The organism is Paracoccus marcusii (assembly GCF_006151785.1).
Lineage (GTDB): Bacteria > Pseudomonadota > Alphaproteobacteria > Rhodobacterales > Rhodobacteraceae > Paracoccus > Paracoccus marcusii.
This window is the reverse complement of sequence record NZ_VDDD01000127.1, coordinates 1-9,932: the sequence shown is the minus strand read 5'-3', so window position 1 is coordinate 9,932 and position 9,932 is coordinate 1. Positions and strand designations below refer to the sequence as shown.

General features: G+C 71.1%; 7 protein-coding genes, 2 pseudogenes and 1 riboswitch. Of the genes and pseudogenes, 3 read left to right on the top strand and 6 right to left on the bottom strand.

The annotated features are described in order from the left end of the window. The 4 genes and pseudogenes from FHD68_RS15625 to FHD68_RS15610 all read right to left on the bottom strand — a co-directional run. Window positions 1–597, bottom strand: a pseudogene (locus FHD68_RS15625) (precorrin-3B synthase); the annotation flags it as partial. After that, window positions 594–3,764 (bottom strand): cobaltochelatase subunit CobN, encoded by a 3,171-nt coding sequence (cobN, locus tag FHD68_RS15620; RefSeq protein ID WP_127897644.1) that lies wholly within the window; start codon window positions 3,762–3,764, stop codon window positions 594–596. The gene cobN and the pseudogene FHD68_RS15625, both read right to left, overlap by 4 nt. Continuing rightward, window positions 3,764–4,807: a cobalamin biosynthesis protein CobW gene (gene cobW / locus FHD68_RS15615; protein ID WP_127897645.1), complete on the bottom strand. Its 1,044-nt coding sequence runs from the start codon at window positions 4,805–4,807 to the stop codon at window positions 3,764–3,766. Before cobW ends, cobN begins: the two co-directional genes overlap by 1 nt. A 2-nt stretch (window positions 4,808–4,809) precedes the next feature. Continuing rightward, window positions 4,810–5,220, bottom strand: coding sequence for a DUF1636 family protein (locus FHD68_RS15610; protein WP_127897646.1), 411 nt, complete (start codon window positions 5,218–5,220; stop codon window positions 4,810–4,812). Window positions 5,221–5,315: 95 nt separating this feature from the next. Continuing rightward, a riboswitch (cobalamin riboswitch) is annotated at window positions 5,316–5,541 on the bottom strand. Window positions 5,542–5,581: 40 nt separating this feature from the next. On the opposite strand from FHD68_RS15610, the gene cobO reads away from it, so the two are divergent. From cobO to FHD68_RS15595, 3 genes are all read left to right on the top strand, one after another. Further along, window positions 5,582–6,211 (top strand): cob(I)yrinic acid a,c-diamide adenosyltransferase, encoded by a 630-nt coding sequence (gene cobO, locus FHD68_RS15605; RefSeq protein ID WP_127897647.1) that lies wholly within the window; start codon window positions 5,582–5,584, stop codon window positions 6,209–6,211. A 101-nt stretch (window positions 6,212–6,312) separates the two neighbouring features. Next, window positions 6,313–7,035, top strand: a complete 723-nt coding sequence (gene otsB / locus FHD68_RS15600; protein WP_164871387.1) for a trehalose-phosphatase — start codon at window positions 6,313–6,315, stop codon at window positions 7,033–7,035. Between the two features lie 9 nt (window positions 7,036–7,044). After that, window positions 7,045–8,403: an alpha,alpha-trehalose-phosphate synthase (UDP-forming) gene (locus tag FHD68_RS15595; protein WP_045981574.1), complete on the top strand. Its 1,359-nt coding sequence runs from the start codon at window positions 7,045–7,047 to the stop codon at window positions 8,401–8,403. A 246-nt stretch (window positions 8,404–8,649) separates the two neighbouring features. Here the strand turns inward: FHD68_RS15595 and aroQ are convergent, their stop codons facing one another. Next, window positions 8,650–9,078: a type II 3-dehydroquinate dehydratase gene (gene aroQ / locus FHD68_RS15590; protein WP_042250123.1), complete on the bottom strand. Its 429-nt coding sequence runs from the start codon at window positions 9,076–9,078 to the stop codon at window positions 8,650–8,652. Between the two features lie 39 nt (window positions 9,079–9,117). Continuing rightward, window positions 9,118–9,932 (bottom strand): annotated as a pseudogene (locus FHD68_RS19085) (hypothetical protein); the annotation flags it as partial.

Genomic DNA, 9,932 nt, shown 5'->3' with positions numbered 1-9,932 from the left:
GGGGGGCTGCACCCGCGCGGTCAATGCGGCCATGCGGCCCCGCCCGTCGGGCGCGCCGCCCCGGTCCAGGAACCAGCGGGCCAGCGCCAGCGCGTCCTGCGGCCCGTGATAGGGTGCGGCGCGGTCCATGCCATCGGCGCGGAGCATCGGGCCTGCCTCGATGCGGATATCGGCGGGGTCTTGGGTCAGCACCGGCGCGGGACCGGTATCGACCGCAAAACCGAACTTGGCGGGCAGGGCCAGGCCGCTGGCCGCCAGCGCCGCCGCCAGATCGGCGGCCAGCATATCGGTGGCGGCATCCGCGAAGGGCGTGACCAGGATGTTGCGGCGCGTCTCCGTAGCGATGTCGGGGTCGATCAGCCCATGCGGGCGCAGCGCCGCGATCAGGGGCGCATGGGTCGCGGGCGTCACGCCGCGCAGCTGCAGGTTGGCGCGGCCCGTCAGCTCGATCACGCCGTTGCCATGGGTCTGGGCGGCATCGGCGATGGCTTGGGCCTGGGCTGCGTCCAGACGCCCGCCGGGGGGGCGGATGCGTACCACCCACCCGTCGCCGGACTCCATCGGCTGCAGCGCGCCGGGGCACCAGCCGCGGATCATGACAGCCCCGCCGCGATGGAGTTGCGCCGCGTGACCCACAGACCGGCATCGTGCAGCCGCTGGAACAGGTCGCGCATCGCGGCCAGGGCGGCGGGGTTCGCGTCCTGCATGAAGGCGACGATCTCGGGGCGGCCCAAGGTCGCCTGATGATAAAGGTCGAACAGATGCGCGGGCACCGCGCCCGCCAGATGGGCAAAGGCCGCCATGTGGTCCAGCGTCGCCGCGATCTCGGCCGCGCCCCGGTATCCATGTGTGGTCATCGCATCGGCCCAGGCCGGATCGGCGGCACGCGAGCGGGTGGTGCGGGCAATCTCCTCGGTCAGGGTCCGGGCGCGGGGGCGGTCGGGTTGCGTGGCGTCCAGATGGTACAGGCTGGCCCGGCCGCCGATCCGCGCCATGGCGGCGGCAAAGCCCCCTTCATGCGCGGCATAGTCGGCGGCCAGCAGCAGATCCGTCTCGGGCAGGTCCTGCGCGTGGACAAAGCTGTCGGTCGCGGCCAGCCGCGCCTCCAGCGCGTCGCGGGCCTCATGGCTGGCGCCATCCGCCCCGATGGCCCAGCTGGAGGCCGCGATCCAGGCCTCGCCCGCGGCCTGACGCGCGGCATCGGTGAATTCCGTGGGCGCGGTGCCCATGCCCAGCCCGTATTGCCCGGGCTGCGGGCCGAAGACCCGTGCGCCCCCGGCATAGGGGTTCTGATCCGCCGCTTCGTCCCGCGCAGCCAGCGTCGCGGCCCCGGTCTGGAACAGCTGCGCCAGCACCGGGAACACGTCACGGAACAGGCCCGACACGCGCAGCGTCACGTCGATGCGGGGGCGGCCCAGCAGGGCCAGCGGCAGGACCTCGACCCCCGAGACGCGGCCCGATCCGGCATCCCAGACCGGCTTCAGCCCGGCCAGATGCAGGGCCATGGCGAATTCCTCGCCCGCGGTGCGCATGGTCGCGCTGCCCCAGAGATCCACGACCAGCCCGCGCGGCCAGTCGCCGTGATCCTGCAGGTGGCGGCGCAGCAGCTCCTCTGCCAGCTTCACCCCCTGCGCATGGGCCGAGGGGGTGGGCACGGCGCGCGGATCCACGCTGTAGAGGTTGCGCCCCGTGGGCATCACGTCCGACCGCCCCCGATTGGGCGATCCCGACGGCCCCGGCGCAACGAATCGCCCGGCCAGCGCGGCCATCAGCCCGTCGCGTTCGGCCTGACCGCAGGCGCCGCTGCCCCAGACATGCAGCCCCTCTCCGTACTGGCTTTCCTTGATGTCGCAGACGAAGCGGTCGATGCGGGTGATCGCCTCGGCGGCGCTGGCCTCACAGGGGATGCCCAGATCGGCCTCGACCCCCAGGGCGCGCGCCTCGTCCCGGATCGCGGCGATCAGGCGGTCGCGGCGCGCGGGGTCCAGCCCGTCGGCGGTGGAATATTCGTCCAAGCTGCGCTCCAGCCCGGCCATGCCGGGGGGCAGGGCGGCCTCCCGCATGGGCGGCGGCATATGGCCCAGGGTCACGGCCCCGATCCGGCGTTTCGCCTGCGCGGCTTCGCCCGGATCGTTGACGATGAAGGGATAGATCACCGGCATCGCCCCCAGCAGCGCCGCAGGCCAGCAATCGCCCGACAGCGCCACCGCCTTGCCCGGCAGCCATTCCAGCGTGCCATGCGCGCCCATATGGATCAGCGCCCGCGCGCCCTGCTGCGCCAGCCACAGATAGAAGGCCACGTAGGCATGGCGCGGCGCGCGGGTCAGGTCGTGATAGCTGTCCTCGCGCCCGGCGCGGTGGCTGCGTTCGGGCTGCAACGCCAGGATCACCGGGCCATGCAGGCTGGCGCGCAGGTGGAACGCCCCGTCCCGGCAATCGGGATCGGTCTCGGGTGGCCCCCAGGCCGCGTGCAGGTCCTCCTGCAGCGCCTGCGGCAGGTGGGCCAGCGCCGCGCGGTAATCGTCCAGCGGCCAAGCCAGGGTGCCGTCCGGCAGCGCGGGCAGGTCCGTGCCCAGCATCGCCCCCACCGCCTGCGCGGATGCCGGCGCGTCCAGCCCCACCGCATGGGCCTGTTGCCAGTCACGGCCCGGATAGGTGGAGAGCACCATTGCCACCCGGCCCACGCCCTGCGCCAGCGCGTGCCAGGCGGCGATGCGGTCGACGGCCCGGGCCAGCATCGGCGCATCGGGCCGGTGCACGAAGCGCGAATACTGCAGGTCCGGGTCGCGCGGGCTGACCGCCTTGAAGCTGATGAGGCCCGCGAAGATGCGTCCGTCGACCTCGGGCAGGACGACATTCATCGCCAGGTCCGACGGCGACAGACCGCGTTCGGCCGCCAGCCAATCGCGGCGGCGGTTGGTGGACAGGGCCACCTGGAACACCGGGCAGGACCAGCCGTCGAACGGACCCGCGTTCCCCCCGGAAAACCCGGTCGCGTTCACGACCAGCGCAGGCCCGCCCGGCAGGGCATCGGCCAGCCAGTCGCCCAGGCCCGGCGCCTTGAGCGACGGGGCAAAGAAGCCCATCGCCGCGATGCCCCGCGCCCGCAGCGCCCGGATCAGCGCATCGATGGGCGCCACATCCGCCGCCGCCAGCCAGCTGCGATAGAAGGTGACCAGCGCCGCGACCGGGCCCGGGTCGGCGACCACCCCCCGGTCGGGGTCGTAAAAGCCCATCGCGGGCAGGGTCTTGACCCCCGGCACGGGCGCGGCCTGCAGGCCCGATGCGATGGCCATCTGCGCCAGCGCCGCCTGCGCCGCGACCGCGCCGCCCTGGTCGCAATGCCGCCGCAGCACGCGCAGGACCGAGGGGGGAACGGTCGACATCTCCTCAAGCCGCGGATCGTCGCGCCCGTCGGCGGGCAGCACGGCGAGCGCGATGCCCCGCCGGCGCGCCAGGTCCTGGACCGAGGCCAGCCCATAGGGCCAATAGGCCTCGCCTCCGATCAGCCGGATCAGGATGCCGCGCGCGCCCGAAAGCGTGTTCTCGACATAGGTGTCGACCGAGACCGGGTGCCGCAGCGCCACCAGGTTGCACAGCCGCGTGGGCGGCAGCCCCCCCGCCGCGCGCCGCCAGCCTTCCGCAAAGGCCCCCAGGTCGCTGTCCGAAAAGGACAGGACCACCAGATCGCCGGGGGTCTGACCGGGATCATAGGGGGCGTCGGACTGTTCAAGCCCGACCTGTTCGCGGAAGATGACATGCATCAGGCGGGGACACCCTCCAGCACGGCGCGGATCGCGTCGGGGTTCACGTCGTCGTGCTCCGCGATCACCACAAGGCGCGAGCGGCGCGGGGTCTGGCCCCAGGGGCGGTCGTACTGATGGCGCACCCGGGCGCCCACGGCCTGCACCAGAAGGCGCATGGGCTTGCCCGCGACGGCGACATGGCCCTTGACGCGCAGCACGTTCTGCTCGGCGGCCAGACGGGCGATGCGGGCGGCCAGATCGGCCGGGTCGGTGATTTCGGGCAGGTCGATGACGACGGTGTCGAAATCCTCATGCTCGTGGTCGTCGGCGCCGTCGTGATGGCTGGGGCGGGCGTCCAGGTCGTCCTCGGCCGCCTTGCCCAGGCCCAGGACCAGGCGCGGATCGACCGCGCCCTCGGTCACGGTCAGGATGGGCAGGGGGCGGGGCAGCTCGGCCTCGATCGCCGACCGTGCCGCTGCGACGCCCTCCGGCCCGGCCAGATCGGCCTTGGTCAGCAGGATGACATCGGCGCAGGCGATCTGATCCTCAAAGACCTCGGACAGGGGCGTCTCGTGGTCCAGGCCAGGGTCGGCGGCGCGCTGCGCGTCCACCGCCGCCACGTCGGGGGCGAAGCGACCGGCCGCCACGGCCTCGGCATCGGCCAAGGCGATCACCCCGTCCACGGTGATGCGCGAGCGGATGGCGGGCCAGTCGAAGGCCTTCAGCAGGGGCTTGGGCAGCGCCAGCCCGGACGTCTCGATCAGGATGTGGTCCGGGCGGGCGGGAAGCGCCATCAGCGCCTCCAGCGTGGGGATGAAGTCGTCGGCGACTGTGCAGCAGATGCAGCCGTTCGACAGCTCGACGATGTTCTCGGCCGGGCAGGCGGCATCGGCGCAACCCTTCAGGATCTCTCCATCGACACCCATCGTGCCGAATTCGTTCACGATCACCGCAAGGCGCAGCCCCTGGGGGTTGGCCATCAGATGGCGCACCAGAGTCGTCTTGCCCGACCCCAGAAAGCCGGTGATCACGGTGACGGGGGTCTTGATAAGGTCGATCATGGTCACTCCTGCGACACGACATGCGGGGGGATGCGGGCAATGCTCTGCTTGCGGAAGACGGCGGGGCGTTCGCGCCACGGCACGATGCCGTCGGCGGTCCCGGCATAGGCGCGCGCGCCCGACAGGATGTCGGCGGCGTCGTCCAGCGTCAGGCGGCCATAGACATAGGACCACTTGCCCGGCGCGGACAGCGCGACGGAACAGCCCTGCGAACAGGCGGAAAGGCATTCGACGGGGCGGATCTCGACACCGTCTGGGGCGGTGCGGGACAGAAGGTCGTGCAGCCGGGCGCCAAGGCGCGGCGCGTCCGGGCCAAGGGCATCCGTCCTTGCGGCATCGGTCCCTGCGGCATCGGGAACCGGGTCGGGCACGGTGCCGCGACAGGTGGTGCAGACATGCAGAACGGCGCGCATCGCGGCCCCTTCCTTGTTGCGGCAAGGGGCGTCCGAGAGGAGGCGGCACGGGGCATCCGGCCATCACCTGCCGGTCGCGAAACACCCCGTTCGCCCGTCATCGTCAGGTGCTGGCAGGTCTCCCGGCTTGCGGATTCAGGGGCGGATGCCCCGACGGTCGTCCCACCTTCCCAGCCCCAATCGGGGCCAGTGGATCGGGCGACCTCTCCGGTCACGGTCGCGGGGGCGGCTGCGCTTGGGGTCGCGGGTCTGGTGACCCGGGGCCTTGTCGCATTCCCTCTTCGCCTGTCATAGACAGGAACCAACACGCCCTCACCCAAACCCCCGCACCCGCCGTTTGTCAACCGCAAGGAGCGACCCGATGACGCAGACCGACCCGATTTCCGCCGAGGATCAGGACCGCCACGCCGCCAAGATGGCCAGGAAAAAGGCCGCCCGCGACCGCATGATGGAGACCAAGACCGGCAAAAAGGGCCTGATCATCGTCCATACCGGGCCGGGCAAGGGCAAGTCGTCGTCGGGGTTCGGCATGATCATGCGCTCCATCGCGCACGGGATGCCCTGCGCCGTTGTGCAGTTCATCAAGGGCGCGTGGGACACGGGCGAACGCACGCTGCTGACCACGCATTTCACCGACATCTGCCAGTTCCACGCCATGGGCGAGGGCTTTACCTGGGAGACGCAGGACAAGTCCCGCGACATCGCCATGGCGCAGGCCGGATGGGCGCGTGCGCAGGACCTGATCCGTGACCCGGCCATCCGCATGGTCCTGTTGGACGAGATCAACATCGCGCTGCGCTATGGTTATCTGGACGCGGCCGATGTGGTGGCCTTTCTGCAGGCGGAAAAGCCCGCCATGACCCATGTGGTGCTGACCGGGCGCGGCGCCCCCGACGCGCTGATCGAGGCCGCTGATCTGGTGACCGAGATGACCCAGATCAAGCATCCGTTCCGGTCTGGGATCAAGGCGCAGGCCGGGGTCGAATACTGACGCGCGCGGGTCGGCGGTCAAAAAACCTCACGCCGCGGTGAACCCTCGGGGGGAGTCACGGGTTCCCTTTGGTATATCCCAATCGCCGGAGCCCGCCTGACGTGACCCCACCCCCGCTTGCCCCCGATGCCGCCCTGTTCCTGGATTTCGACGGCTGCCTGGTCGACATCGCCCCCCGGCCCGATGCGGTCGTTGTCACGCAGGCGCTGCGCGACCGGCTGGCGGCGCTGTACCGGCGGCAGGGGGGCGCGGTGGCGCTGATCTCGGGGCGCGACGTGGCCGACCTGCGCGGACATATGGACGGGTTCGAGGGCATCGTCGCGGGCAGCCACGGCGCCGAGATGTCGCTGCGCCCCGGCCGCATCCAGACCCTGCACCGGGTCGATTTCGACGCGGGCCCCCTTCATGCCGCGGCCCATGCCGCCGCCGCGCCCCATCCCGCCCTGTTGGTCGAGGAAAAGCCCCACGGCGTCGCACTGCATTATCGGGACGCCCCCGATCTGCGCGCCTTTGTCGAGGAGGTGATGCAGGATCTGGCCGACCGGAACCCGCACCTGGTGCTGCAGCCCGCCAAGATGGCGGTCGAACTGCGCCCCGGTGGCGTCGGCAAGGACAGCGCGCTGGCGCATCTGATGACGCTTGAGCCCTTTGCGGGGCGCGTGCCGGTCTTTGCGGGCGACGATACCACCGACGAACCCGCCATGGCCGAGGCGCAGGCCCGCGGCGGCTTTGCCATCAAGATCGGCGACGGTCCCACCGCCGCGCATCACCGATTGTCCGACCCTGCCGCGCTGGCCGCTTGGCTTGACGCATCGCTGAACTGAGGAATGCCCATGTCCACCGAACCGCGCCTGATCGTCGTCTCGAACCGCCTGCCGCTGGGGGACGATCCCTCGGGCGGGCTGGTGGTGGCGCTGGAGGATGCGCTGCGCAGTTCCGGCGGGGTATGGGTAGGTTTCTCGGGCGAGGTGACGGACGATCCCGCGCCCGACCTGCAGGACCATCCGGGCGCGGCGTTCCAGCGGCTGTCCTTTGACCTGACCCCGCAAGAGCATGACGAATACTATCTGGGCTATTCCAACTCCATCCTGTGGCCGCTGTGTCATGGGCGCCCCAACCTGATGCGCATCAGGCCCGAATACCTGGATGGATATGCACGGGTGAACCAGCGCATCGCGCGGATGCTGCTGCCGGTCCTGCGCCCCGATGACCGGATCTGGGTGCAGGATTATCACCTGTTCCCGCTGGCCGCCGAACTGCGCGCCCTGGGGGTGGAAAACCCGATCGGCCATTTCCTGCACATTCCGTTTCCGGGTCCGGCCGATTGCGCGGCCCTGCCCAACCCCGCGCAGCTGTTCGATTGGCTGTCCCATTACGATCTGCTGGGGTTCCAGGCCGAACGCGACCTTGGCGCCTTTGCCGAAAGCGCGCGCCAGCTGGCGGACGGCGATCAGGTCGCGCCGGACCGCTTCCGGCTGTCGGGACGCATGGTCCGCACGCAGGTCTTTCCGATCGGCATCGACGCCGCGGCCTTCATCACCGAGGCGGCAGACGCCCCCGACAGCGACCGCATGCGCCTGCTGACCGGGGCCAAGATGATGATCGGCGTCGACCGGCTGGATTATTCCAAGGGCATCCCGCAGCGGTTCCGGGCCTATCAGCTGCTGCTGGAAAAGATCCCCGACCTGCACGAGAAGATCTCGTTCCTGCAGATCGCGCCCCCGACGCGCGGCGAGGTTGAGGCCTATCAGGACATCCGTGAGGAGACCGAACACTTGGCCGGACGCATCAACGGCCAGTTCGCGACGTTGAACTGGACGCCGATCCGGTTCATTCACCGGCCGTTCCCGCGTCCCGTTCTGGCGGGGCTGTACCGGCAGGCGCGCATCGGGTTGGTCACGCCGCTGGCCGACGGGATGAACCTGGTCGCCAAGGAATACGTCGCCGCCCAGAACCCCGACGATCCGGGCGTGCTGATCCTGTCGCGCTTTGCCGGGGCCGCAGAGACCATGGCCGAGGCGCTGATCATCAACCCCCACGACCCGCACGATCTGGCCGTCGCGATGGCCCAGGCGATGCGGATGTCGCAAGCCGAACGCCGCGACCGCCATGCCGCCTTGCTGGAAGGCGTGGTGGACCATGATGTCGCCTGGTGGTCGCGCACCTATCTGGAGGCGCTGACGGCGCGGTGATTCGCGCGGGGTGTGCCCAAGGATCGGGCAATACCCTCAAATTGCGCCCGGTCCCGTGGCAGCGCACGTCCCGGTTGACCAAGCGGCGCGGCCTGCGCTGACAGGGGCGCGGGTCCGGCGCATGGTGGACCTATGAAGCAGATGCTTCGTGGCGTCCTCCTCCCGGTCCGGCCACGGACACTTCGGAAAGCCGCCGGTCCTGCCGCCCCCCTCCTCCCTGCGGCCAGGTCCGGCGGTCTTTTCGTCTCAGCCGATCAGGCCCGCCACGTGGCGCAGGGCTGCGGCATAGCCGTTCAGCCCCAGCCCCGCGATCACCCCGTCGGCGCGCTTTGACACGAACGAATGGTGGCGGAATGCCTCGCGCTTGTGGACCTGGCTGATATGGACCTCGATCACCGGGCCGTCGAAGGCGTTCAGCGCATCCAGCACCGCGACCGAGGTATGGGTCAGTGCCGCCGGGTTGATGACGATGGCCGCGGCTTCCAGCCGGGCTTCGTGGATCCAGTCGACGATCTGACCTTCCCAGTTCGACTGCAGGAAGCGGATGTCATGCGGGGCGGCGGCCTTGCGGCACAGCGCCTCGAGATCAGCCAGCGTCTCGTGGCCATAGACCTCGGGCTGGCGCTGGCCCAGCAGGTTCAGGTTCGGACCGTTCAGGACATGGATCAGCGGCATCGGGGTCTCCTTGCTGGGGCTTGCTAGCGCGGGCGGGTGTCAGCCCGCAAGCGCGGTGACGGGGGCGGCGCGATGGGCGGGGTCGATCATGCGCAGCGCCGGAGAATCGTCCGACAGGATCGCCACCGCGCCGGGGGCGGGGGGGCCGGACCACAGCACCGCCCCGTCGTGACCGATAAGCGCCAGCCGGTCGCCCTGCATCCGCAGCACGCCGGGCCCCGGCGCTTGCCACAGGACCGCGCCGCCCCGCATCAGCCGCGGCCCGGCATCGGGGTCGTTCTCCAGCCGCACGGGGCCGCAGGTCAGCACCTGTCCGGGCCACAGCGGGCCGTCCATCCGGTCGGTGGGCGCACAGTCCCCGGTCGGCCCGCGCGCCAGCAGGGCGGCCAGCGTGGCGCGGTCCCACCCGTGATGGGGCGCGGCCGCGGTCAGGACAACCATCTTGGCCAGCGCCGCGACGGGCGTCATGTCGCCCCCCGCGACGGCGCCTGTCGCCGCGATCCAGGCCCCGGCGGCATAATCGAACGCGCCTACCTGCCCGCCGATCACGCGGCTGGCGATCAGCACGGGCACGTCCGCATCCGCCAGCACCTGCGCCATCGCGCCATCTCCTGCGGGGACATTGCCGGGGCCGAACCCCTCCAGCAGCAGGCCGGTCGCGCCCTGATCCAGCGCCGCGCGCACCTGCTGCGCCAGCATCGGGGCGGCGGCGCGGTGATCGGCGGGCACGGCCGTGATCTGCACCACGCGCTGATCGTCGATGCAGGCCTGCACCGCGTCCAGCTGGGCCATCGCCCGCGCATGGGCCGCGGGCGAGTCCAGCGCAAGGTCGGGCGCGGCGGGGCCGGGCAGGG

Excerpts from the sequence above, each read along its gene's own strand:
- cobN (WP_127897644.1), bottom strand. The coding sequence starts at position 3,764 with ATGCATGTCATCTTCCGCGAACAGGTCGGGCTTGAACAGTCCGACGCC.
- cobW (WP_127897645.1), bottom strand. The coding sequence starts at position 4,807 with ATGATCGACCTTATCAAGACCCCCGTCACCGTGATCACCGGCTTTCTG.
- FHD68_RS15610 (WP_127897646.1), bottom strand. The coding sequence starts at position 5,220 with ATGCGCGCCGTTCTGCATGTCTGCACCACCTGTCGCGGCACCGTGCCC.
- cobO (WP_127897647.1), top strand. The coding sequence starts at position 5,582 with ATGACGCAGACCGACCCGATTTCCGCCGAGGATCAGGACCGCCACGCC.
- FHD68_RS15595 (WP_045981574.1), top strand. The coding sequence starts at position 7,045 with ATGTCCACCGAACCGCGCCTGATCGTCGTCTCGAACCGCCTGCCGCTG.
- aroQ (WP_042250123.1), bottom strand. The coding sequence starts at position 9,078 with ATGCCGCTGATCCATGTCCTGAACGGTCCGAACCTGAACCTGCTGGGC.